The sequence below is a fragment of the Desulfatiglans sp. genome (assembly GCA_012513605.1).
In the GTDB taxonomy this organism is placed as follows: Bacteria; Desulfobacterota; DSM-4660; order Desulfatiglandales; family HGW-15; genus JAAZBV01.
Map to the genome: position 1 here is coordinate 1 of JAAZBV010000060.1, position 25,972 is coordinate 25,972.

The 25,972-nt window shown below is 38.9% G+C and carries 24 protein-coding genes; 12 read left to right on the top strand and 12 right to left on the bottom strand.

The features are described 5' to 3' along the window. Positions 1–12 precede the first annotated feature (12 nt). From GX654_07630 to GX654_07685, 12 genes are all read left to right on the top strand, one after another. Positions 13–516 carry a hypothetical protein gene (locus GX654_07630; GenBank protein ID NLD36721.1) on the top strand — a complete coding sequence of 168 codons (504 nt, stop codon included), beginning with the start codon at positions 13–15 and terminating at the stop codon, positions 514–516. A gap of 111 nt (positions 517–627) precedes the next feature. After that, positions 628–1,074 (top strand): NfeD family protein, encoded by a 447-nt coding sequence (locus GX654_07635; GenBank protein ID NLD36722.1) that lies wholly within the window; start codon positions 628–630, stop codon positions 1,072–1,074. A gap of 3 nt (positions 1,075–1,077) precedes the next feature. Next, positions 1,078–1,983, top strand: coding sequence for an SPFH/Band 7/PHB domain protein (locus tag GX654_07640; protein ID NLD36723.1), 906 nt, complete (start codon positions 1,078–1,080; stop codon positions 1,981–1,983). 83 nt (positions 1,984–2,066) lie between these two features. Next, positions 2,067–2,204, top strand: a complete 138-nt coding sequence (locus GX654_07645) for a hypothetical protein (GenBank protein NLD36724.1) — start codon at positions 2,067–2,069, stop codon at positions 2,202–2,204. Between the two features lie 62 nt (positions 2,205–2,266). Further along, the gene (locus GX654_07650; protein ID NLD36725.1) at positions 2,267–2,485 is read left to right on the top strand and encodes a hypothetical protein; all 219 of its coding nucleotides are present in this window, start codon (positions 2,267–2,269) and stop codon (positions 2,483–2,485) included. Positions 2,486–2,783: 298 nt separating this feature from the next. Further along, positions 2,784–3,914, top strand: coding sequence for a hypothetical protein (locus tag GX654_07655; GenBank protein ID NLD36726.1), 1,131 nt, complete (start codon positions 2,784–2,786; stop codon positions 3,912–3,914). A 10-nt stretch (positions 3,915–3,924) separates the two neighbouring features. Next, positions 3,925–5,040: a hypothetical protein gene (locus GX654_07660; protein ID NLD36727.1), complete on the top strand. Its 1,116-nt coding sequence runs from the start codon at positions 3,925–3,927 to the stop codon at positions 5,038–5,040. A gap of 17 nt (positions 5,041–5,057) precedes the next feature. Beyond that, positions 5,058–5,462, top strand: coding sequence for a hypothetical protein (locus tag GX654_07665; protein NLD36728.1), 405 nt, complete (start codon positions 5,058–5,060; stop codon positions 5,460–5,462). Between the two features lie 36 nt (positions 5,463–5,498). Further along, positions 5,499–5,897, top strand: a complete 399-nt coding sequence (locus GX654_07670; GenBank protein NLD36729.1) for a thioredoxin domain-containing protein — start codon at positions 5,499–5,501, stop codon at positions 5,895–5,897. A 53-nt stretch (positions 5,898–5,950) separates the two neighbouring features. Further along, positions 5,951–7,294, top strand: a complete 1,344-nt coding sequence (locus tag GX654_07675; protein ID NLD36730.1) for an MFS transporter — start codon at positions 5,951–5,953, stop codon at positions 7,292–7,294. A 261-nt stretch (positions 7,295–7,555) separates the two neighbouring features. After that, positions 7,556–7,936, top strand: coding sequence for a hypothetical protein (locus tag GX654_07680; protein NLD36731.1), 381 nt, complete (start codon positions 7,556–7,558; stop codon positions 7,934–7,936). A 132-nt stretch (positions 7,937–8,068) separates the two neighbouring features. Then, positions 8,069–9,292, top strand: coding sequence for a hypothetical protein (locus GX654_07685; GenBank protein ID NLD36732.1), 1,224 nt, complete (start codon positions 8,069–8,071; stop codon positions 9,290–9,292). A gap of 76 nt (positions 9,293–9,368) precedes the next feature. On the opposite strand, the gene GX654_07690 is transcribed toward GX654_07685, so the two are convergent. From GX654_07690 to GX654_07745, 12 genes are all read right to left on the bottom strand, one after another. Continuing rightward, positions 9,369–10,229, bottom strand: coding sequence for a TraB/GumN family protein (locus GX654_07690; protein NLD36733.1), 861 nt, complete (start codon positions 10,227–10,229; stop codon positions 9,369–9,371). A gap of 34 nt (positions 10,230–10,263) precedes the next feature. Further along, the gene (locus tag GX654_07695; protein NLD36734.1) at positions 10,264–11,709 is read right to left on the bottom strand and encodes a hypothetical protein; all 1,446 of its coding nucleotides are present in this window, start codon (positions 11,707–11,709) and stop codon (positions 10,264–10,266) included. Between the two features lie 48 nt (positions 11,710–11,757). Further along, the gene (locus GX654_07700; protein NLD36735.1) at positions 11,758–13,167 is read right to left on the bottom strand and encodes a hypothetical protein; all 1,410 of its coding nucleotides are present in this window, start codon (positions 13,165–13,167) and stop codon (positions 11,758–11,760) included. Positions 13,168–13,373: 206 nt separating this feature from the next. Next, positions 13,374–14,807: a hypothetical protein gene (locus tag GX654_07705; protein NLD36736.1), complete on the bottom strand. Its 1,434-nt coding sequence runs from the start codon at positions 14,805–14,807 to the stop codon at positions 13,374–13,376. A 13-nt stretch (positions 14,808–14,820) separates the two neighbouring features. Continuing rightward, a complete protein-coding gene (locus GX654_07710; protein ID NLD36737.1) occupies positions 14,821–16,209 on the bottom strand; it encodes a hypothetical protein in 1,389 nt (462 codons plus the stop codon). 317 nt (positions 16,210–16,526) lie between these two features. Next, positions 16,527–18,017, bottom strand: a complete 1,491-nt coding sequence (locus tag GX654_07715; GenBank protein NLD36738.1) for a hypothetical protein — start codon at positions 18,015–18,017, stop codon at positions 16,527–16,529. A gap of 102 nt (positions 18,018–18,119) precedes the next feature. Next, the gene (locus GX654_07720; protein NLD36739.1) at positions 18,120–18,470 is read right to left on the bottom strand and encodes a hypothetical protein; all 351 of its coding nucleotides are present in this window, start codon (positions 18,468–18,470) and stop codon (positions 18,120–18,122) included. A gap of 1,264 nt (positions 18,471–19,734) precedes the next feature. Then, positions 19,735–21,225: a hypothetical protein gene (locus GX654_07725; protein ID NLD36740.1), complete on the bottom strand. Its 1,491-nt coding sequence runs from the start codon at positions 21,223–21,225 to the stop codon at positions 19,735–19,737. A gap of 24 nt (positions 21,226–21,249) precedes the next feature. Further along, the gene (locus GX654_07730) at positions 21,250–22,713 is read right to left on the bottom strand and encodes a hypothetical protein (GenBank protein NLD36741.1); all 1,464 of its coding nucleotides are present in this window, start codon (positions 22,711–22,713) and stop codon (positions 21,250–21,252) included. A 2-nt stretch (positions 22,714–22,715) separates the two neighbouring features. Then, positions 22,716–24,197: a hypothetical protein gene (locus GX654_07735; GenBank protein ID NLD36742.1), complete on the bottom strand. Its 1,482-nt coding sequence runs from the start codon at positions 24,195–24,197 to the stop codon at positions 22,716–22,718. A gap of 278 nt (positions 24,198–24,475) precedes the next feature. Then, complete coding sequence (locus GX654_07740; GenBank protein NLD36743.1) at positions 24,476–25,372, bottom strand: ABC transporter ATP-binding protein; 897 nt, start codon at positions 25,370–25,372, stop codon at positions 24,476–24,478. Beyond that, entirely contained in the window at positions 25,365–25,772 is a 408-nt protein-coding gene (locus GX654_07745; protein NLD36744.1) for a GntR family transcriptional regulator, read from the bottom strand. The genes GX654_07740 and GX654_07745 overlap by 8 nt, the downstream gene beginning before the upstream one ends. Positions 25,773–25,972 lie beyond the last annotated feature (200 nt).

The following is a 25,972-nucleotide window of genomic DNA, read 5'->3' on the forward strand; positions in this document are numbered from 1 at the left end:
ATAAGAAACCTTTTGATCAAGCAGAATCAATGGATATCCTGCACTGATCTTAAAAATATCTCTTCAGGGATCAATGGTTCAGGAAAGGCTCTGTATAGCAGTATGTCTGACGAACAACTCTCCATTGAAAATCTGACTCGCGCTGGTAATATGGCCCCTGAGGATGTAATTGACAGGCTCTCTCTTGAAAATATTAAAAAGATGAGAGATCTGCTCCAGGAAAAAAAGGAAACAGATGGTTTTGATGACCCTGAAGAGCGGATGCAGTTAATTAGCTCACTTGATTTTATAGATGATTACCTGCAGAAAAATATTGATATACATGGAAGATCACGAAAGATATCTGACAGGGGTGAGACAGACCGCAAGGCTGTTTCGGCTGCAATAAACAGGGCACGAAACAGTCTTAAAGAACAAAAGCAGCTTTATACCCATTTCAAGTCATTCATACAGGCAAAGGGGAATTCTTTCCGGTACCTCCCTGACCGGCCAATTAATTGGATTACAGATTTATAAAAAAAACATTTCTGTATCGCACAAAAATCATATTTTTTATCTTTTGTAGCGATCGCTACACCACTTATGGCGATTACATGCACGAATTAACATAAATAGAGGAGGTGAAAAATGCATATGGAGATGTGGTGGATATGGATAGCAATGGCCGCTGTCCTGCTTATTGCTGAGATTTTTACAGCAGGGTTTTTTCTGTTATGGTTCAGTATCGGGGCAGCAGCGGCAGGAATACTCGCCATGCTTGGTGTGGGGACTACTGCGCAGTTGATTGTATTTATCCTTTTATCAGGTATCCTGTTTGTCTTTGGCCGCAGGTTTGCCAAAATGGTAACTGTTAATCAGCCGCCAGGCATTGGCGCTGACCGGTTTATAGGACAGAGCGGCTATGTAATTGAAGAGATAGATAATATAGCCGGGAAAGGCAGGGTGAAGACAGGTACAGATGAATGGAGGGCAATGAGTGAAAATGGTGAAATAATAGTTGTTAACACATTAATTGAGATTATCAGGATAGACGGGACAAAGGCAATAGTTAAACCTTTTAAAAAGGAGGGATAAGATATGTTAACTCCAGGACTTATCATTATTATGATTGTTGTAATTTTTGTTGTGGCAATGGGTACAAGGATAGTGCTTCCATACCAGAAGGGTCTGATAGAGAGGTTTGGGAAATATCAGCGAACTGTTGATAGCGGGCTTACCATAATAGTACCCTTTATTGATTCTATTACCAAGGTTGATATGAGGGAACAGGTTGTGGATGTGCCGCCCCAGGCTGTTATCACCAAGGATAATGTTGCGGTGGAAGTGGATGCAGTTGTCTATTATGAAATAACTGATCCTGTTAAGGTTAAATACAATATATCCGATTTTTACCTTGCTGCTACAAAGCTTGCACAGACAAACCTTAGAAACCTGATTGGTGATATGGCCCTTGATGAATCTCTGACATCAAGGGAAATAATTAATAATAAGCTCAGGCAGGTGCTGGATGAAGCAACTGATAAATGGGGAGCCAGGGTTACAAGGGTGGAGCTCCAGAGGATAGAGCCTCCTGCGGACGTTACAACCGCCATGCACAGGCAGATGAAGGCAGAAAGGGAGAGAAGGGCAGCCATACTTGAGGCTGAAGGTAAAAAACAGGCAGCAATACTTGAGGCTGAAGGCTTAAAGCTATCTCAGATCCTCAATGCAGAGGGTGAGGCAGAGGCCATAAAGAGGGTTGCTGATGCAGATAAATACCAGAAACTCACGGTTGCAATGGGTGAGGCACAGGCCATAGAAACAGTGTTCAGCGCCATACATAAGGGTAACCCGACTAATGACCTTATTGCTATCAAATACCTTGAGGCGCTTCCAAGGATCGCTGACGGCAAAGCAACTAAGGTATTTTTACCAATGGAAACAGCAGGGATACTGGGCAGCATCGGCGGAATAGGGGAGTTGTTCAAAGAGAAGCAGGCATAGAATATTGCACTACAGAGAGCACGGAGAACACGGAGTAAAAGATTAAAGAGCGACACCGCTGTGTGAAAAAGTGCCCGGATTGAATGGAATGTAACTTCGTTGATTTTCAGATTCCTGTAGGGGCAGACCCGCGTGTCTGCCCGTCTGAGGCGGTAATAACGGCTATTTCAGGGTGGGAACATAAATTTTTCAGGGCGGACACACAGGTCCGCCCCTACTGATATAAGGTAATTGCGCAACAGGTAAAAATAGTTTAAGCTTGCTGAAGTTATTTAGGAAAATAATGAATCAAATAATAATCCATACATTAAAGCAGGCCAGGAGACTTATAGTAATTGTGATAGGTTTTACGATTTTACTCGCTGGCATTGCCATGATTGTGCTGCCAGGGCCGGCATTTATAGTAATCCCCCTGGGACTGGCAGTGCTTGCTACAGAATTCATCTGGGCCAGAAATCTGCTTAAGTCAATAAAGGCACGATTTGACCAGGTAAGAAAATGAGTATCTATTGCCTCTTCTGCAATGAGATCTATGTCTTGAAAGAGGAATAGTTGGTTATATGTCGCTTTTATGAACATTAATTAAAAGCACCATCGGGGCGACATGATAAACTATTTATGCAACACACAGATAGCGCTGAGGGATATCTATATATTCTAACGTATTGTCTTTTCCCATATTTTCTTATGAAAAAGTATATTTTCACCCCTGAAATTATTGTTTTGACACGCAAAGGCAATATTCCTATACTCAACCCCCAATAAACAATTCCAATCAACAAGTTAAAGAGGAGAAGCCTATGCGGAAGATATTTTTATCACCAGCCTTAATCTTTATTCTTTTACTATGTTTTACTTCATGCCAGAATCAGGAGCCAGCCCAGACACAAAAACCCACTGAGACTCAGGTAGTAAAAACCTGTGACAAGGATTGTCTAAAGGGGTTTGTGGATAAGTACATGGATGCGATGCTGGCTAAAACCGCGTCTGATACCCTTTTCAGCAAGGAGTGCATATTTACAGAAAATGGCGTGCGACTCCCCCTTGGAGAGGAGGGGCTCTGGGCCAGCATGGTTGGCAAGGGCACATACAAATTCTATGTGCCTGATATAGAGACTATGCAGATCGGCTTTTTCGGTACAGCAAGGGAGGAGGCCCAAACCGAATGGGCTGCACCCAGCCCTGTTGCAATTGCCTTAAGGCTTAAGATAACAGACGGCCTGATATCCGAGGCAGAGCAGCTTATAATACGGCCTGAGAGTAATCTACTGAATCCTGGAGCTGAAAGAGGTCCTTCGGCCGCTGAACTTATTGAAAAGATGGGTGAAGAGCTGGGCAACCCACATCCCATTTTTCTTGAGGTCATCCCTGAGAATGAGCGGCCAACACGGGAAGAGATGATAAAGACAGCCAATTATTATTTCAGCGGTATGCAGAAGAACGATGGAAAGGGGGTAGACGGCACGGGAAGCTACCCATTTACAGATGACTGTGAGCGGTATGAAAATGGTGGAAGATCTACAAATGTTCCACTTGCAGAGGGGCAGGAGATGCCTGATCCCCTGAAGGAGACAGTCTATTCATCCCACTGGGGATGCAAAGAGCAGTTTGAATCAGGCCTGATCTATTTTGTGACCCGCATACGTGACCGCCGCTTTGTTGCTGTTGACCGTGAACACGGGATAGTTTTCAGCTTCTGCTTCTTTGATCATGCTGCCGGGGATACACGTAAATTTACAACACCTGATGGACGAAGCGCGGTTGAAGGACCTTCTGAGCCATGGACATGGCAGGTGGCAGAGCTGTTCAAGGTGGAAAAGGGGAAGATTCGCCGCATAGAGGCTATCTTACAGCGCTCTCCATATGGCATGAATTCCGGCTGGAGCACATATGAAGATGGGATGTCTGATAAGATACAGATAGTAAAATAAGGAGAATAAAATGGGAAAAAGACTGCTGATATTATCACTCAGTTTATTTTTGTTTTTTATGTCAGGTTTGTGCCTGGCGCAGGATACAGGCGATTCTTCTGCTGCTAAACCCTGCGACAGAGAATGCCTCAAGAAATTTGTTGATCAGTATATGTATGCAATGCTTGTTAATGACCCGTGGGATACCCTGTTTTCAAAGGATTGTAAATTTACTGAAAATGGTATACGCCTGCCTCTTGGGAGTGAAGGCCTCTGGGCAAGCATGGTGGGGCAGGGCACATATAAGTTCTATGTTCCTGATGTGGAGACACAGCAGATAGCATTTTTAGGTACAGCCAGGGAGGAACCCCAGAAAGAGGGTGATGCGCCCCGTCCTGTGGCCATTGCCCTGAGGCTCAAGATAGAAAATAACCTTATTACCGAGGCAGAGCAACTGGTTGTAAGGCCTGATACCAATATCCTTAATCCTGTAAAGGAGGATTCCCCCCCATCTACCGCAGAAAATATAGAAAAAATGGGAAACGAGTTGGGTAATCCCCATCCCATTTTTCTTGATGTGATACCTGAGAATGAAAGGCCTTCCCGTGAAGAGATGATAAAGGTTGCCAATTACTATTTTACCGGTATGCAGAAAAATGATGGCAAGGGTGTGGATGGCACAGGCACATACCCTTTTACAGATGACTGCGAGCGCTATGAGGTAGGTATAAGGGCAACAAATGTGCCCCTTGCCCCGGGTCAATCGATGCCTGACCCCAAAAAGGAGACAGTCTATTCTTCCCACTGGGGATGCAAAGAGCAGTTTGAATCCGGGCTTATTCATTTTGTATCACGCATCCGTGACCGCCGTTTTGTTGCTGTTGACCGTGAATATGGAATTGTGTTTGCATTCTGTTTCTTCGACCATATGGCAGGTAAATCACGCCGCTTCACCACGCCTGATGGCAGGAATGTGGTTGCAGGGCCGGCAGAGCCCTGGACATGGCAGGTAGCAGAACTCTTCAAGATTGAGAAGGGCAAGATCCGACGCATAGAGGCAATAACACTCAGGAGCCCATATGGTATGAATTCAGGCTGGAGCAGTTATGAAGATGGCCTCTCTGACAAGATCCAGATTGTAAAATAATAGGTCCGGGGGATGAAGTGAAAAAATATTCAATAATTGGTTTTTTTATCTGCCTTGTCTTAACCTTTCCAGCATGGGCAGAGGTTGAGTGGCAGACAAAACAGACAATGAACCTTGATAAAAAACCTGTGGATGTAGTTATGTCATCAAGGGGGTCATATATCTTCATCCTCACAGAAGATGGGGTCATCCATGTTTATGATTCTGCCTATAACCTTAAGGGTAAGATAGATGCTGGTAAAAACACAGAGGGCATCATATGCGGCCCGGACGAAAATACCCTGATTCTTAAAAATAAAAAAGATAAAGAAATACGTACTATTCTTGTGGAATTTGTACAGGAGATCAACATAGAGGGGTCGCCCTTCATTGGCAGGGCTGATGCCCCGGTTGTAATGGTTGTCTTTACAGACTACCAGTGAGCATACTGTGGAAGGCTTAAGCCTTTATACGATCAGTTGATCGAAAAAAATAAAGAGACATTAAAGATTGTTATTAAAAATTTTCCCTTATCCTCTCATAATTTTGCAAGAAAGGCGGCAAGCCTGGCGCTTGCCGCTGATGCAATGGGAAAATTCTGGGAGGTTCAGGAAAGGCTTTATAAAGATACAATGCAGATGAATAATACCCTGGTACGTGAAATTGCCACTGATTTAGGACTTGATCCTGCAGAAGTTGAAAGAAAGATGAACTCGAAAGAGGTTCAGGCTAAGATCAGCAGGGATATGCTGGATGCAGAAAAGGCAGGTGTAAGGGGAACCCCTACAGTATTCATTAATGGCAGAATTATAAGAGATCGTTCTTTAAAAGGGATACAGGAGATCATTGACACGCAGCTTAAACCGAAAGAGAAATAGAATATAGAGCATTATCAGGTTCATAAATAATTTTTAGAGAGGTATCATAAAGAATGAATACATCATCGTCCAGTAATACATCGCTTATGACAAAAAATTCCGGTTATCCTTCCTTTGGGTATGCATGGTATGTTGTGATTGTACTTTTCTTTTCCTATACCCTGGCCTTTGTGGACAGGGCGATTATCACATTTCTGATTGAACCAATAAAGGCAGATCTGCAGATTAATGATCTGCAATTCAGCCTTCTTTCGACCCTCTCATTTTCAATAGTATATACCATTATGGGTATACCCTTTGGCAGGCTTGCTGATTCGCATTCACGCCGTGTTCAGCTCATTATTGGTATTGCCCTCTGGAGCGGTATGACAGTTCTGTGCGGCAGATCAACCACCTACTGGCAGTTGTTTTTCTCAATGGTTGGTGTTGGCGTAGGAGAGGCATGCCTGGTGCCATGTGCCTATTCTCTTGTAGCAGACTATTTCGCACGTGAAAAGCGTGGTCTGCCCTTGAATGTCTTATCAAATGCCATTATGTTCGGGACCCTTGTTTCCAATATCGCTGGCGGAGTAGTTTCCCAGTATGCTTTCAATATGGGCCCGATAGACGTTCCCATTCTTGGGCATGTGAAACCGTGGCAGTTATCCTTTATCATGGTAGGGGTTCCTGGCATATTTTTAGTACTGGCAATGCTGAGCGTCAAGGAGCCCGAACGCAAAGAGAAAAGCGGACCTGCTAATTTCAACTCAACAATCAGGTATGTAGTCAAAAACTGGAAGACCTATGGATCAATAATTGGTGGCACTACATTTGGCGCAATGACAAACGGGGCCATGCTGGGTTGGACTGTCGCCTGGTTTACAAGGAGAGGTTATGGCTGGGACAATGCCATGATTGGCACCTATTCAGGTATTACATTTTTTGTTTTCGGGTCTTTAGGCCTCCTTATTTCAGGAACCCTTGCAAACTATTTTATTAGTAAAGGGAAAAAGGCGGTTTATATAAAGCTCATGATGGCTGCCGAATCCCTTGTCCTTATTCCTGTGGCCCTTGCCCATGCAGTTGACAAACCATTATGGGTGCTCTTTTGCATGGGGGGCACTATCTTCTTTGGTGGCGTTTCCGCTGGGCTTGGGCCGGCATCCTTACAATCCATCTCACCGAATGAGATGAGGGGCCAGATTACCGCATTATGTTTTCTAATATTAGGGTTGGTATCAGGGCCTGTCGGCATGTCAACAGTAGGGTTCCTGACCGATTATGTGTTTAAAGATCCTTTGATGGTTCGATCCTCGGCAGTGATAGTGGGTTTTGCTGCTTCCGCAATTGGTGTTATTGTACTGAGGTTAGGTTTAAAGGCATATGAAAATACAGCAGGGGAGATAAATCATAAGTAGGCGTTAACCGATCCAGAACTGGATATGGGTCATCTCCCTGCCAGTTCAGGATCACTTTCCCGAAGGGTTTTCACATATCTTGCCTATCCTGGACTGAGAGGCCGCCAGGGAATAAAAGGTTTCTGAATAAGGTACCTGATATAAACTTAAATGTGCCAAAAGGTTATTTTACTCGACATGATAGGGTTGATTGCATATACTTGCAATGATTCATTTTTCAGGAAATCTTTTTTTAGACCTATAAAATAAGGAGGGAGTCTCTTGAACTGGCATATAAACAGCAGGATAAAAAGAATACTCTATAGTATGTTTATGGTACTGGCCCTAACTGGTATATCTCAGGCAGCAGAACCAGCCAAAATAACTGTATATAACCCCCTGGGTCAGCCGCCTGCCATACAAAAGGTGCCAATGGCGCCAAGGATCACGAATCTGGATGGTAAGACTATATATATTGTTGATATTGGTTTTTCTGCCACGCACCAGCTTTTAACAGAACTCCAGGGTATATTAAAGGCAAAGTATCCTAAAACAAAATGGGAACTGAGGACCAAGATAGGGACATATTTTAATGATGACCCTGACTTATGGAAAGAGATAAAGGAAAAGGGGCACGCCATGATCATGGCTGTGGGCCATTGAAGCACCTGTGCGCCGTCGGTCGCCGGCCACTCATGGACAGTAGAAAAACTTGGAGTCCCAACTGCCCCAATCGTTACAGTAAAGTTTGAAAACCTTGTTAAGACCTATATATTTAAAAAGGGGATGGCCAATATGCGGTATACCTTTGTGCCTCACCCTATCGCAGGCACCTCTGCTGAAACATGCAGGAACTACCTTGAAGGCAATGATCCTGTTACAGGGAAGCCAGTGTTAAAGGAAATTATAGATGCCATTACTGTGCCATTAAGCAAAGAAGATTCTGAGACAGGCTCTATTGAAAGACCTTCTGAGAGGTTAGTAGCGCCCGATACTGAAGAAAACCTTCACCATCTCTTTCTTGATAATGGCTGGACAGACGGTCTCCCCATTGTGCTGCCCACAGAGGCAAGGGTAAAGGAGATGCTTCAGGGCACAAGCCGTGACCCAGATGAGATTGTAGGAAAGATGCAGCCATCATCACCCCATGAATTGTGGAGCTATACAGTAGAAAAGGTGGCAGTAAATGCTGTTATGGCAGGGGCAAGGCCGGAACATTTTCCTGTTATACTTGCGCTTGCATCAACAGGCATGACCTCTCTTTCAACATCTACAACATCCTTTGCAGCAATGGTGGTTGTTAATGGCCCCATACGTAACGAGATCAAGATGAATTCAGGTATAGGCGCCCTTGGCCCGTTCAATCAGGCAAATGCAGCTATAGGCAGGGCATGGACACTTTTATCAATAAACCTGAGCGCATCCGGTAAGGTTGGCGAAACATATATGGGGAGCCAGGGAAATAACCTGAACTATAACAATGTATGCTTTGCGGAAAACGAAGAGGAACTCCCGGAAGGGTGGAAACCATTTCATGTGCAGCAGGGTTTCAAGCCTTCTGAAAGCACTGTAAGCACATTTATAGGCTGGGGTTTTACGCACCCGGATCAGAGCATGGAAAAGGCATTTGCCCCCCAGATACCATTCTGGCTTAAATTTGTTAGCCCCTTTTCATCAGCTACACTGCTCCTTGACCCCAATATCATACACCAGCTAAAAAATAATGAGAGGTTCAACTCAAAGGAACAGCTTATTGAATGGATACAGAAGAATTGCAAGGTAAAGGTGGGAGACTGGCTTGATGAATACTATGCGGTTCAGAATTTTGTGCTGCCAATGGGAAGGATGGGGCAGGAGCCTATAGCCTCATGGATGAAGCTCCCAAGGGATGAATATATCCCGCAGTTTTCAAGCAACTCCAAAATTACTATACTGTCAGTTGGTGGCGGAACAAACCTCTTCTGGCAGGCAGGGGATTTTAGCTATAACTCAAGCGCATCAATAGATGATTGGAGGTAATGCGCAAAGCGCATAGGGCAGAGTGCATAGCGTAATGTAGGGGCAGGCCTCTGTGCCTGCCCTTGTTCATTCAATTTTACAGCTTTTCGACTTTGTACCCTTTCTTCCTCATCTGTTCGATTATCCCATCAGTACCAACCAGATGGGCCATTCCGACCATCACAAACTCGGTTTTATTGTTTTCGAAATACTTCTCGATCACCCGCATCCAGTTATTGTTTCTGTCAGTAATAATGTTTTTATAAATATCAGGCATCTCTGTCCTGATATCACCAATTATGAGCCTGTCAAGTTTATCAACATCACCTCGTTTCCATGAATCCACAATAATTTCAAAGTTCTTTTTTGTGGAATCTAAATCTGAGATTGTGTAAGAGACTAAATCATCTTCATGACCATTTCCCATTTCCAAAAGGTAATCTATCTGTTCATCTATGGTCTCAAGCCCTTCAATAGCCTTATTGTCCTTTGTGGCGGACTTATAGAAAAACATGTCAACACCATCCTGCGCTACACCCAGCTTGGCAAGCTCCATAGTATCCATCAATACAGCTATTATCTGAGGTTTAAACTGTTTTAGCTGTTCAATAGGGATGCCATTTGATAAACAGTGTTCATTGAGCAGTTGATATACATCAGCAGACAGATGCATATCAACAGTGGTGCCATCAGTGTACATGGCCTTTGAGAGTAACTTTTGCTGTACTGATGGATCGTTTGCCATTCCCAGATCGACTTCAAAAACAAGCATGTCAGATGCTGAGTAGGCTTTGTCAAATTCCTGGGGGAGCGGGTAATCAGATTGTCGCAATAAATGGATCGTACCACCAACATACATTATTGAATCGCCTTTTTGAACCTTCCAGACAGAAGACTCAGCCTGTGACTGTGCACAAAAAGCAAATACCAGAAATACTGCTAATAAAATCTTTTTCATTTTTGTTATCCTTTATTTTATGAGTAACTATTAATCATATCTGTTTCAATTTATGTTGTTCTGAATAAATAAGGTTCATGATATTCAGTAAATCCTGCATTGTTTGATCATTCATGTTCACATAACCGATTACTACAGAGGTTGAATCTATTATTGCAGTCATCTTCTTGGTAATGGCCTCATCATTCTGGGCCTTTATCTTAATCTCGTTGTATTTTAAGAGATTGAAACCATCCTGTTTTAATTCCTCATCTTTTATAATATCAAAGGATGTGTTCAACTGTGCCTTGATCTGATTTTGACTTGCATCTTGCATTTTCTTTAAAAAAGAATAATATTTTTGTGCATCCTCTCCATTTTTAAAGTTGAGGATCTCCAGTGACAATATGCTTGGTTTAATAGCAGGTTTAATTGCTGTAAAGGTGATTCCATTTAACAGCCTCTCTGCCAGTTCGCCAGCCTCTGCTTTATCGACTCCCTGGGTCACAAGCGCAGATTGCAGTGTTGATGTCCCAAGTGTGTTTATGTTTGAACGTGCACCCTCTGTTGGTAACTTATCTTTTATTGTTTCAAGCAGTTTTTTACAGTCAATCCCGGTAATAGCTGGAGGATTCAGATATTCTTCAGGATAATAAATCTGTCGAGAGGATACAGGCGGTGACATAAATACCATGTTGAAACCTTCAAGCCCTTTTTTATCGATAATAGCCTTGATAAATGAAGCACCCTTGGTAAAGTACAGGTCATAATATTCCTTCCCGGCGCCTGATGTTTCATCCTTAATCGTAAGGCTTGATTTCGTTGCATTTACATATGTCCTTTCAGGTATGTTTAATCTTTTTGCAATCTCTTTAGTCACATAGGCTGCGCTTCCATCAATTACAGCGCCTAAAGCGGTTACCTGCTCTCTTCCATCACATTTCCCTATAAGTTTCATAAAGTCATAATACTGGTCATCAAGACAATGAACCATATCGTGGGCAATTACCATGAATATAAAATCATTCAAATCCTCATCCTTTACCTCAATAAAGCTGCTGACCGGTTTTATGTTTTCAGGGATAATATATAAGATATCCTTCATGTTGGAATATCGTGCAATATAGTTCTGGCTTCTGCTTTGCGTAGATGTCTCAAGCTGTCGCTTTATAATATCTTCTCCCATCCCCTGGCCCATCTTTAATGCCCCTGGAAGCTCCTCCTCCATCATTACTTTTCGCAGTTCTTCGCGAGTTACTATTTTATATTCTGTTTTTGATTTGTCATATTTCCGACCGGTTATTTCTTCAATCAATGGCTCTGCTTTCTCTGCATATTCTTTCAAAGCCTTATTTGAGATTGCCTGATTTGTCGTTTTTGATACTTCCTGGGTCTGCATACCAGGTTGAGTGGTTTTACATCCTGCCATAATAATACAAATGGTAACCATTATAAGGCAAAATTTAAAAATTACTGGTAACTGTTTGCTGATGATTGTCATTTTTTTCTCCTCTGTGTGTTTATAAGTTTAGTCTGAATTGTATTTTATTTACAGCCCTGCTGTTAATTCATTCGTCATCTTCTTGTATTCAATATTAATCATATTAAGTAATTTGATTGCATCATCCTGTGTTTTGTCCTCCATGTTTACATATTCAATAGAAATATAGTTGCTGTTCATTAATCCGGTAACATCAATTGATTTTGTTATCGAGCCGACCTTATCCAATTCCATTTGCCTGAACCTTATCAGATCATATCCCTCAATATTTAACTCTTCTTCCTTAATGATCTTTATAGATGTGTTCAAACTTGCCTTTGCCTGATTCATTACTGATTCATGAATTTTGAGCTTTGCATCGTTCAGTCTTTTAACAGTCTCACTGTCCTTAAATTTATAGATCTGTATGGAAATGACTCTGGGTTTTACAACAGGTTTAACTGCCTGGTAACCAGAGCCGGTAACACAGGCCACTGCAATTTCAGATGCCTCATCCTGGGTAATGCCGTTTGAAATAAGTGATTTTCTCAAATCCATAGCCCCCAGGGCCGTTGTCTGGATTTGCATATTTTCAGGCGCAATGCCCTTAGTTACAGTTTCAAGGAGTTTCGCATAGTCTATTTTGACGATATCTGATGGTTTTAGAAATTCTTCGGGATAAAGTATCTGTATTGTAGAGACAGGCGGCGATTTAAAGGCCGATACTATTCCCGCTGTTCCTTTTGCCTTTATTATTGCTTCAACAAATTCATAGCCTTTTGTATATCTTTCTGATGAAAGTCTTTGTGTGTCGGACATATCTGCTGTAATTTTCTTGGAAAAGGTTCGAATTGTTTCAGGTATCTCTAATTTATCAGCGATTATTTCTGTCACATAAACAGCATGTCCCTCTATGAAGCTGCTTAAGGCCTGTAATTCTTCAGTGTTATTCCTGCTGTTTTGAAGCTTGTTCAAATTGAAATACTGATCATCAAGGGCATGTACCATTTCATGTGTAACAACCAGAAAAACAAAGTCATATAAATTTTCCTTTTTTACCTGGAATTGTTCCATAGTCAATTCCATATTACTCGGAGTTACATAAAAAGCTTTTTTAAGCGGCAGATATAACCCCATAATACCCTGGCTCGTAACACTGGCCGCTGTTTCAAGCTCACGGGCTATTGTCTCGTCGTCTATGTTTTTAAAAACCTTTTTAATAAGAGGAGAATTACTTTTCTTTAGTGTCTCATAAAGTACAGCCCTTTCGACAATTTTGTGTTTCATTCTCTTTTTAAATTTTCTTCCTGTTACCTCCTCAATAAGCGGTTCAGCCTTTTGGATCATAGCCTTTATTTCATCATCACTTATTGTCAGGGTTGATTTGGCATCATTAGCAAAACTTGAAATACTGAAAAGTAACATTAGAAAAGCAAAGGTAATTATCCTCCAACTGTAAAGCTTAAATATTTTGATCATGTTATCCTCCTATTTTGTTGAGACAGGTTTAAAACCTGTCTCAACGTTAGAAAAAATTGTTCTGAATTCTATATCAATAATAATGAAATATTCCCTACCTGAAATTTTGTAGACAAGGCATACCTTGTCTCTACAAGGTGGCATATAAAATGCCACCCTACGAAAAACGCATTTAATCCATCTTAACCTCATAGCTTTACATAATATCAAAGCGCTGAGGTTTTCTCCCCTTGTTTCATTTTTAGATATTCTGAATTTATCAGCTTCAGAACTTCAATTAGTTTATCCTCGGTTAATTCTTCCATGTTTAAATTCTCACTGGAGATATAGAGATTATCTAAAATAGCGTTGACCACTATCTTACGCATAGTTTTTGTATCTACCTTTAAGTCTGCGATTTTCAGCCTGGCGCTTTGATAACCTTTAATATTAACCTCTTCATCCTTAATAATGGTTAAGGTGGTATTAAGCCTTGCCTTTTGTTGTTCATCTTTTGACTGATCAATAAGTCCCATTATTTCAGAATATTTTTTGGCAACATCCATTTTTTTTAAATTGATCACTGTTAATGAGGTTACTGAAGGGTCAATACTTTGTAAAATTGAGCTGTGAGATGCAGCGATCAAGCAGTTATCTGCTATAAAGGTGGCATCTTCTTCATTTATTCCTTCATTTATAAGTGATCCTTTTATTGTGGTAGTCCCAAAGACTGATGTCTGCGAACGCATACCCTCTTTCTTGGGCAGTGTAACTGAAACCTTTTTTATAAGTTCCTCACAATCAAAAATAGGTAAATTAATATGATCAAGGTACTCTGCAGGGTTATATATCTCTCTTGTTGAACGGGGCGGTGACAGGAATGCAGATCCATATGCCTCCATACCCTTTTTATCAATTATTGCCTGCATGAATTGTTCGCCCTTAACATAATAGCGGTTAAATGTTTCATTAGCTATGGGGTCGTCTTCATTCTTCATGCAGATATCGAGCATGAGTGACTTTTTATATAATGCTTCCGAAATATTTAATCTCGCAGCCAGTTTCCTGGTTACAAATGCAGCGCTTCCGCCTATAACCGAGCCACGCGCCTCAACCTCCTCCCTGTTTTGCCCTTCAAAAAGAAATTTTGCCAGGTCATAGTGCTGGTTATCAAGTGCATGTAACATCTCATGGGCTATAACAATAAAAAGAAAATCAGGAAGATCTTCATTACTTATTTCATATAACTCCTTTATCGGGATTATGTTATTCTGAATTATATAAATAGTCTTTTTACGATGCAGGTGTCTGGCAATGTAGAATTGGCTCCTGAGCTGGGAACTCCTTTCTATCATCCTTTTAATGATATCCTCACCCATCTCTTTCTGCCATTCTCTTATTTCATTTAGCATATTTTCTGTCTGGATTTTCTGGAAATCATTCCGGTTCACAATTTTATATTCAACCTCTGACTTGAATTTGCGGCCTGTTATCTCTTCAATAACAGGTTTTGCCTTGCTGATTATTTCATCTACAGTCTTTTCATCTATTGAATTTTTTGAATCTACAATTTTACATCCTGAAATAGCGATGCCCAGGGTTAAAATCAGCAGACATTTGATAAAAGCCTTTAATAAGTGGGGTTTATTCTTATCTGTCATTTTTTCTCCTTTTCTAGTTCAACTTAATGTATTCACTGTAAATCAGATTCAACACCTTCATTGCATCTCCCCTGGTTATCTCTTCCATGTTTTCATACCTGAGGGAGATATAATTACAGCCCATTAAACCTGTTACTTCAATGGATTTTGTAATGGCCTTTGCCTTTTTCATCTCTGACTCTCTGAATAATATATGGTCATACCCATCCAGTTTTATTGCCTCTTCCTTTATGATATTTAGCTTTGTGTTAAGGCTTGCCTTTGCCTGATTAACCTTTGATTCCTGAATTTTAAGATTAGCCTCTTTAAGTTTCAATGCTGAATCGTTCTTTCTGAAATTGTAGATCTCAATGGATATGGACCTTGGTTTTGCAACCGGTTTTACCGCATGGTAGCCTGATCCGGTAAGGCAATCCTTTGTAATCAATCCTGCCTCATCTCTTGTAATACCGTTTAATATAAGAGATTTATTAAGGTCCATAGCGCCCAGGGCCATTGTTTGTGTCTTCATGGATTCTGGTGTGGTATCCATTGTCACTTTTTCTAACAGCTTTACATAATCTACCTTTGCCCTTTTTACAGGGTTTAAATACTCCTCAGGGTTAAGAATCTGTACTGTAGTAACTGGCGGGTTTTTAAAGGCAGCTTCTACTGCGCTCTTGCCATTTTTATTGATAATTGCCTCAACAAATTCATAACCGTTGATATATTGCTGTGAGAAAGTTTTTTGTGCCTCAGACAACTCTGATGTGACCTTTTTTGAAAATGACCTTGTGGATTCAGGTATATTTAACCTGTCTGCAATAATTTCTGATACATAAACAGCATTCCCCTCAATAAGGCTGTTTAATGCCTGATACTCTTCTGTATTTTTTGTGGCAATGTATAGTTTTGAGAGATTAAAATATTGATCATCAAGTGCATGCACCATTTCATGGACAACAACCAGGAAAACAAAGTCATGATAATTTTCTGATTTTACCTGAAGAGATTCCATGGCAGATGCAATATTGCTTGGCGTTACATAAAGGGCTTTTTCTCTTAATAAATATAGCCCTGATATGTTTTGACTGCTAATACTTGCTTCTGCTTCAACCTGGCGGGTAATAGTCTCACCATCAAAATTCTTCAGGTTTTTCTTATATAATGAAGAGCCGCTTTTTCTAAGGGTGTCATAAAGCTTTGCCCTGTCAACAATCTCATGTTTCATCCTCTTTTTAAATTTCCTGCCTGTAACCTCTTCTATAAGAGGCTCTGCCTTGTTAATCATGGATGTGAGTTCAGACTCGCTCAGCGTTGGTGTATCTTTCTGATCAGAGGCAAAAACATTAGAACTCAGAAAAAGAATCACAATGGTAAAAAACAATAAACACAGTTTGTAAATCCGCATAGAATAAAACATGATCCACCTCATAGTAAAAAATACATAAATCAAAAAAACAGTTGAAAGACTTAAGACGTTTGCTTTTTAAGCAAGTAATTCAAGCAGGCAATGTTGATGCCAGTAAGACTGTTGAGGGCAGATAATCATCCCTCAATGAAAAATTATATCTATTTCACCACGGAGAACACTGAGGACACGGAGAAGATAATATTGGAAAATTATATATCCACTATTACTTCAAGTTCTCTGCGATAGATATTTTTAAAACTAATTAAAGAAAATCATAAAATTGCACATTATTATGTGCTACATGTACAGATACCTGTGCAAATATTCTAAATGAACAAATCTATATCTTTTTTTATACAACGGTTTCTAAGCATGTTAATAAAGACACCGTTAGCGAACATGATACAAATAAATATAAATATAAAAGCTACTAACTTATCTATTAATGAAGCAACAATAATAACAATACCAAGTATTCCCAGTATAAAAAACAGCCCAAGCATTATCCATCCAATATCAGGGTTTTTGCTGTTATATTTAAAGATATCAAAGAGTGGTATAATTACCATAGGCCAGAAGATAAATGATATCTCAATGGTTTTATAAGGCATTCTTATGCCTGACAGTGTTATTACCGGCATGTTACCACCAATTATATTTGATAATAGAATTATAAATAGAAACCACAATATGGAAACAAGAAGTTGTATGATCAAGATGGTTACATTATTTATGAATTGTTCAGTGCGACCCTGGGTCAGCAGATGGTTATTAAATACAGGAGCTAATATTGAGGTTATCAAATAGCAGGGAAGGCATATAATAAAGAACCCAACCAAGTATTCATATGATCCATCAAAAAAATCTCTCATATCATAACCCAACAGTAATAATGCCAATGATGGGAAAGTGAATCCGGATAATAACCATATGCTTAAATATTTTTCGTGAAGGGTTATATAACGGTCAATCTGGCAGAATAGATTACTAATGATTGATCGCATTTTACTCAAATGATTTAAGTATTGAATCTTCTTGAAAAATAAACATTTAAACAAATTATCCTTCTCAACCTTTTCTGAAAGCCTGCTTAGAGACAGCGCTTCATTCGCCTGTTCCCTGAATCGCGGATCAATAGGTTCAAAGGATATTGTATTTTTTCCTGAAAGATATTTCTTTTTGAAATTATTATTTGCAAAAAAACGATACAAGGCAAACGATAGAAAGATTGTTGCAACAATAATCGGCAAGGTACTGTAGGATATAAAATCCTGAAATGAAAATATAAAAATCGTCATGATATATCTAGTACGAGATACTATGAAGAACATGATTATTATGCACAGGCACATGATGTATTTTTTATGCTCATTTTTTATATTGAAGGGATACCATAGTGCGATAAGAAAAACTATAAGACCAAGGGAAAATGCCATTAAAAAAAAATTAATCCCGATTAATCCTGTGGGCTTAACTATAAAGAACAATAGTGCACAATAAAGAAGATCAAGAGGAATCCCGATCAGAAAAATTACCTTGTTTATTCCTTTATGTTGATCAGGAATGCAGTATGAAAAAGGTTTTGTAAGTATTTCCAGTTGCACCCTGGCGATTGATGTGCCCAAAACCATCATTGAACATAGAAAGTAAAATATCACTAGGGTTACCATTATATGAGGGCTTCTAACATAATATCGCGACCAAATTCCAAATATACAGGCTGTGAGAAGTATAGTAAATAATATAAAAGCCTGACCAAATATATGGCGGTTTACAAATGGATTATATAACTTCATGTTTTCGGTTAGTATCGACATAATATTTCCCTTTTATTGTTTGTAGGGTGGGGTTTTATACCCCACCGCAAAACCGGTCAGGAATTAATCCTGACCCTACGTAAAACAAAATTTCCTTTATATCTAATCCAGTAACTCAATATCCTTTTTAAACCAGTAACGCCAAAGCCGATCTATAAAGAACCCGTTTGAGATAACAATGGCCAGGGCCATTGCGATTGATGCATAAAACGGGTTAAGCCCAAAAATGCTATATAAAGACAAGGCCAGTAAAACAGCCAGAAAGACCAATAATGTTATTAAGCTGCATGGCTTTTCATCATAGTAAATGAATATATTCATAGCCGGTATAATAATCAGCGCCCATAGAATTAAAGAGAAATCCGGGCCGACATAATTAAAGCTTATCTCTGCCAGCGTAAAACCCGGTATGTAATCTTTAATGGCGTTTGCTGTTAAAATTGCCAGCGACATCCATGCAACAACGATCACCGGTTTTAACAGACATATAATTAGTGAACTACAGAAATGTTCAGATCGTCCTTCTGGAAAGAGGTGATTGTTTTTCTCTGGATTTAACGCCAGTACTATGAATGAACAGGGGAAAAGCAGGACGATTAAGATGCAAAATAATGGAATAATTTTGGTAAAATAAAATATCATGAATTCATGTGATTTTTCATATCCCATGGGGGAGATTTGATATCCGGTCAGGCATAAAAATATTGATATAATGATTATATAAATGGTGAGTTTAATGCTCAGGTATTTTTTGTTAATAGTATAATAACGATCAAGTACACTATATATCCTGGCAATAATACTTTTATTAATACTCAGGAAAATTTGATTTTCCAGCCTGCTTAATAAAAGCCTACTGATCGGGCTCTCCTTTTCTTCACTGGATGACAATTTCCTCAGTGTGTATATTTCTCTTATTTGTGCTGTAGTATGTGCTGAGAAGCTGAGATTGAAAAGATTGGGATTTAAAATAAGCGACCTTTTAAAATCAGGGTTTACGATCATTTTCAATAGTGCATAAAGTGACCATATACACAATAGAAGAATAGGAATGGATATGTATAATAGCAAAGAATCAAGTGAATATGTAATTTCAAGTACTGTCATGACTGAAATCAGACATACAAGGAAAAATGTTGTGAAAATTGCTAAGAATGCTCTTTCTCTTTTGAACTGGACATATAAAGTAAAGTAGGCTGCCATGAAGTAGAACAACAGACCACATGCAAAAATGGACGTATAATATAAAAGCCCATTAATGCTTGTAGGGGCCGGTAGGTAAATAAATACTGCCAGGTAAATCAGATTGGCTATTAAGCCAGATAATAGAACTACCATGGCAGAAATCCTATGCAGGGATGGTAAACATGAAGCAAATGGTTTTGTCATGACCTCTGCCTGTATAATAGCAATCATTGCCCCAAAATAAAACATGGACAAAAATAAATAAAACATAATCGGGAAAAAAGGCTGATTATTTCCTGATAATGCCTCCGGCATTTTATTTTGATAATCACCAGCACTTAAAAAAATAAATAAAAATAAAATGACCAAAATACAAGAGTTGAACTGCATGAATCTGTTATTAAGCGGGTTATAGAGTTTTATGTTTTCGGTTAATATAGACATTGTTGCATTCCTTTTTTATTTTTAACGTAGGGTGAGGTTTTATACCTCACCGAAAAATCGGTCAGGAGTAAATCCTGACCCTACAAAACTAGACATGGTCTCTCCTGAACCAGTGCCAGATCAGCAAGCGTATAAAAATTATATTTGTTATGAAAGCCAGTAGTGTCAATGTTATCTGGAGATTGATTACATGAAGATTTATCAGGGATGCTATAACGCCTCCAATAATACCGAAACAAATGGGCGCTAGTATAACTCCAATGGATTTTGCAAAACCGAAATATATCGAAAATATTGGGATCATCACCAATGCCAGGGTGATCAACTGTGTGCCAACATGATGATAAGTGAAATAGTTACCCATCAATATAATATCAGGCATGATATGTTGCAGGCTGCATGATATAGCTATAACTATTGAGAACCACAAGACGATAAGAATAGGTTTACTTAAATATAATAAAAAGAATATCCAGAATTGTTGTTTGCGGCCCACTGGTAAAAGCTGATTGTGGTGGGGTGTTCTGGATAGGCCTTCAAACATACCGCAAATGCAAAGCAATACTGTCATTTGTAACAAGTTTAAAGATGTATTGTCAGGAAAAAATCTCATTTCTCCATAGACTTGATATCCTGAAAGAAAAAGTACAATAGAGCCCAGAGCGATAATTATGGCAAAAAACATTGACTGTGAAATTTTATTATAACAGCTAAAGCCATAGGACAGTGCGGACATTGAAGGGTATAGTGAACCCCAAAATGAGTGCTGTATGCTGAAATATGGCTTTCTTTTCATTTTATCAAGAAATGTGTCCAACCTATCATCCTCTTGTTTTGGCTTTTTAGATAATCTAAGTGTACTTAAAACCTCTTCCCATGTATCCCGATTAAAAGGTCTGGTATAAAAGGCCACCATCATTTTAGAATCATTACCATGTGATTTTCTCATTAAATCCTGTTCTCCAAGCATTTTCCACGCTGCTGTAACAAGGGCAAGCAATGATATAAGAAGCGGGACAAAACAAAAGGGGATGAGTTCCTGAGGCGCATATTCAAAATTATCATGTTTTATACAAGTTATCCAGACAAGCACTACCAGAAGTACAAAACTTAACATTACATATTGGTTTGGTTTTTCATCATGTAAATACAATGTTAAACAGACCGGTAAAAAATAAAAGGCCAGGACAATCACCGGCCCGGTGATTATCATCGAGCGTTTTGTTTCTGTATCAAAAGGAAGCTGCAGCAGGGCTATTGAATATATTACCGCAACCACCATCCCGATTAAGAAGATAATTTGACGCGGTATGTTATTATGGTTTGGAAGGCAAAAGGCAAAAGGTTTTGCAAGTATATCGATTTGCACGACTGTTATCATTTGCCCAAGAAAAAACAGAAATATCGCAAGTAAAATAAGTAGAACAAAAGGAAACCCTATTTCTTTTGCCCTAGTAGATATTGATGCAGCATAAAGAGCAATAAGTAAAATTAGATTACAGAAAAAGAATAATTTGTAACCAATAGGTTGCTTCATAAATGGGTTATATATTTTTAAGTTTTCACCTAGTATTGACATTGCTGATTTCCTTTTTTTTCTTCATTATGTATGATCATTCTTCAGCCAGTGACGTTTAAGTAAAAAACCAAATAAACCATTTGTTAATAAAATCATTATGGATGCCAGTACTATATGAGCAACAATATTGTTTGTTGCAAATGCCACAAAGGAAAGTATGAAAAGTACAGAGGTTAAAAATATCATCGTGAGTAAATGATATGGAACTATTACATAATCGAATATTAAATCAATAACTGGTGAAATGATCAGTGCCCATAAAAGTGTATGGAACCCAGGATGAATATAAGTAAGCTCATAACCAATAAACTCTATTTTTGGCATGTAGTCCTGGATGCCCCACGTTAACATAATGAATACTAAAACAAGTAAAACCAGAGTAATATATTTTAGCAGCCATAACAGAATATTAATCCCGAAATGCCTCAATCTTCCTAATGGTAAAAGTAGATCATGACGTAAAGGTGCAAAGATACTGCTAAGGACCAAGCACAAGGGTAAAAGTGCAAGCGCAGGTGCAGGGCTTATATTTATGTCATAGATTTTTTGAGTACTGCTGCTTTCAAAATAACCTGAAAAGAACAAAAAAGATGCTGCAAGTATCAATATTAAGATTGGCTCATTTCCTTTCTGAGCGAAATGGCGTGTAAATATTAAATGCAAGTTCCCTAATAATGAGTGTTTTAATCTGATAAAATCGTTTTTACCCATCCAATTAAAAATTGATTCTGCGATGTGGCTGTTACCATCATAATATTTTATCGGGTGATGATAATGATATGTGCTCTCTCTTTGTGATTTATCATATAAACCCTCAAAGGAATATAGTGTCAGGGATGATGGCTTTTCAATACATTTTCTCTTTAATGAAGTGTCTCCCAGCATCTTCCATGCAGCAACTGTTAAGAATATGGAAGAGAAAAGAAAGATGAAAATACTGTTGAGAGGAACATCACTGTAAGTGACAATGAAAGCCTTTTGAAAAAAAACAAATATTAAAAATGGAATAGAAAAAAGCAGTACCCCCAGTTTTAAATATTTTATCGGTTTATGAATCAAAAATGAAAAAATTATACAAATTGCAAGGGAATAGAAGGTTAATGAAATAACTGGTATCATAAGTATCAGATAACCTGACTCATTGAGTTGAGAGAATAGTAACGCCAAAACTGTAAGAAGGAGAGTCAGTAAAACACCAAAAATAAAAATTATTCTCCTTGGGATATTTTTATGATTTGGTAGACAAAATGAAAATGGTTTTGAAAGTACATCAAACTGTATCATTGCAATGATCTCTCCAAATAAAAATATGCAAATAAATATCCAGAAGATCATTGCATATGGAATCTGTTTTCCATTGGTAAACTCGGTGATAATTACACTGAACCTCAATAAAAAAACAAGCTCCATAAAAAAGAAAGTCTTAAAAAGCAGAGACTGTTTTTGAAATGGTGAATAAAGTTTTAAATTTGCACCTAGTATGGACATTGCTATTTTCCCTGTTGTATAAGATCACTCTTGAACCAGTAGCGTGATAATAGAATCAAGTAAAAAATATTTGAGATAAAGATCATAGAAGTCATTGAGATGACCTGAGTTTTTAGATCGCTATGTACAAAAAAGAATCCTGCTAAGACGATAAGCGTTATTATGAAACAAACCATTGTTGGCAAACTGCACGGCGGTTTTGGAAATGACATGAAGATATCAATAACCGGGATAGTAACTGCAGGCCAGACTATTAAAGATACTACAAGCGGGGTGTAGTTGAAGCTATAACCAAACAGAGTAAAGTCCGGCATATAGTTATTGAGGTTATGGGAAGCAAGGATGATAATGGAGAACCAGAGCATCATTGTAAAAGGTTTAACAATCCACAGCATGAGATTAATGCGAAACTGTTTTGATCGTCCTATAGGGAAAAGCAATTCACTGGATATTGGTTTATAAATTAAGATAATTTTCTTACAGTAGATAAACATGAAATATAAAACAGGATATGTGATAAAAAAGGAATCGATTTCCTGGTTATTCTGAATGTACCCGAAAAGGAAAATCAAAAATGAAGGAAGTACAATTTGATAAGTTATAGATTTTCCGGAATATCCCCAAACTCGTTCTAATAAGAGGTAGAATGTCCCCCAAATTGAACGGATTAATCTGTAGTCACTTTGGTTAACTATCTTTTTAAAAAATATATCTCCAATAATTTCATTTTGATTTTTCAATTCCTGTTGAGATAGCTTATGTGGCTTTTTCCCTATTTGTATTAGATTGTCTGGCAAATCGAAATATTTCCGGTGAAATATTCTGCCCACCTGGTCATCTCCAAGGACTTTCCATAAAACCGATGTTCCAAATAAGGAAGATATAAAAAGTGGGGCAAGGCAAAAAATAATAATTTGATTTAGCGGGACTATTAAATCATTTTTAAAATTTATGATGAATGACACTGATAAGATAATTGACACGGCAGGAAAACCATATCTAATATATTTTTTAAATGAATCATCGAGGGTAATTAAGAAAATAAAAGCCATAAATAAATAGAATGGCAAGCAAATGATCGGAAACACTATTATATGCAGGAAAAAGAGTAATAATGTGTGTTCAGAAAAAATGAAGAATATAAGCGAAAAACCAAGAGTTATTAATGCGCCTATTAAAAAGATTACTTTACGAATAGATTTTTGACCATCAGGCAGACAAAATGAAAATGGTTTTGAAATAAGTTCTGATTGAGTAATAGTTGTTATCATTCCTAATAAGAACATACCGGCGAATAAATTAATCAGGGGCCTAAGCACGCATTGCTGGTTTTGAATTATTTCAACTATTCTCAATCTATATAAGGCGTTACTAAATAATCCGATGATCGTTAAATACACCATTACCATACCGAAAAGACGACCATTAGAGTTATCATCATAACTTATATTATAGAGCCCCAGTTTTGCGCTTAGTATGGACATACCTGTTTTTACCTTTTATTGTTCCTGTTTTAATATTTGCCTATCCCTGTTTATTCTTTTCAATTTTCTTATTTTGCATCTGAATTTCAAGCCCTTATATTCTCCTTCATGTAAAGGAACTCATTTCAATCATGCGATCAACACATGCGGGCAGACACAGGGGTCTGCCCCTACAATTATTAATCCTTTCCCTGCGCCCTGAGCCTTGAGCCCTGCGCCCTTAAATCTTTTTCCTTTTTCCTCTTTCCTAAAACCTCACACCTAAAACCTAAAACCCCTTACCTGTTCTCTACCACCAATTGATAAATATCTTCCAGCGGCAGCGGAATCTGCTCCATCTGACAGTGTATCTTGTCTGCTATCTCTTCCAGCTCATCATGGTTTTGCATGTTTCCGGCGAGGGTAATAATCGCCTTTGAGCCATTCTGTTCCCTTTTGATGATATTGCTGAACGGCAGTGTTTCAGGTATTGGGCCATTAAGGGATGTAAGGCGTAACTTGATATATTGCTCTCTCAGGTCATCTATGGGTTGATCACAGATCATCTTCCCTCTGTTCATGATAAGGGCATGGTCTATTACCTTTTCTATATCTGTTAATATATGTGATGAGATTATTATGGTGCGGCCTTCCACCTGTATAATCTCCATCAAGAGTTCAAGGAACTTGCGGCGGGCAAGGGGGTCCATTGCTGCTGCCGGTTCATCAAGTATTAAAAGCTCCGGCTCAAAACATATGGCAAGAAGCACAGCAACCATCTGCCTCTGCCCTGGTGAGAGTTTGCCCACGCGGGCCTTTGGGTCAAGATCAAACTCTTTTATGTAGCGCTCCTCAATATCCTTGTTCCATGTAGGGTAATAGGCAGCCACATATCTTACAAGCTTTGCAATACTCATCCAGTCGATCAGTTTTCCCTCCTGGTGTACATAACCGATGCGCGCAAGCTCATGGGGCCCAAGCTTTTTTGCCTCTACATCAAATGTGGTGCATGTGCCTGAATCAGGCAGGTAAAGCCCTATCCAGTGGCGGATCAGGGAGCTTTTACCGCCGCCGTTTGCGCCCATGAGACCGTATATCCTGCCAGGGTAAATATCAAGGGACAGGTTATCGATTGCACAAATAGAACCAAAACGCTTGTTGAGATTCTTTACCGAGATAATAGGTTTTTCATTCATCTTTATTTTCTCCTTGTTCATTTTTCAGTTTCCTGTACATCTCTCTTAATAAATCAACCGCCTCTTCCTCTGTGTATTTCATAAGTACTGCTGTTGCAGCGGCCTTTTTAAAACTATCCTTTGCGGTCTGGGATTTAAAATCCTTTTTGATCCCCTTTGACATGGGCTTAACAAACATGCCGATCCCGCGGCGGCGCTCAATAATGCCGTCACGCTCAAGCTGGTTGTATGCCTTGCTTATGGTCATGGGGTTAACCATGAGTCGTGCTGCAAGGCCGCGCACATTTTCAAGCTGGGTCCCTTCAGATAGATTCCCTGAGAGCACGTACTGCTTTATCTGCTCTATTACCTGGGTGTAGATCGGAACACCGCTATGGTTGTCTATCTCAATAATCATCATTAAATCTCATAGGTTTATGCTGCTAGGTGTATTAATACAATAATACACTAAAAAACAGGATGTCAATAAATTTTTGATAAAAAAATCAAAGTCAAAAAAATGACAAATGTTTTTGTCTTTATGTAGGAAACCTGCTGGTGAAGTTAAAAGATACATAATAGAGGTAAGTTAATAACAATAAAATGCATAATAAAATCTGG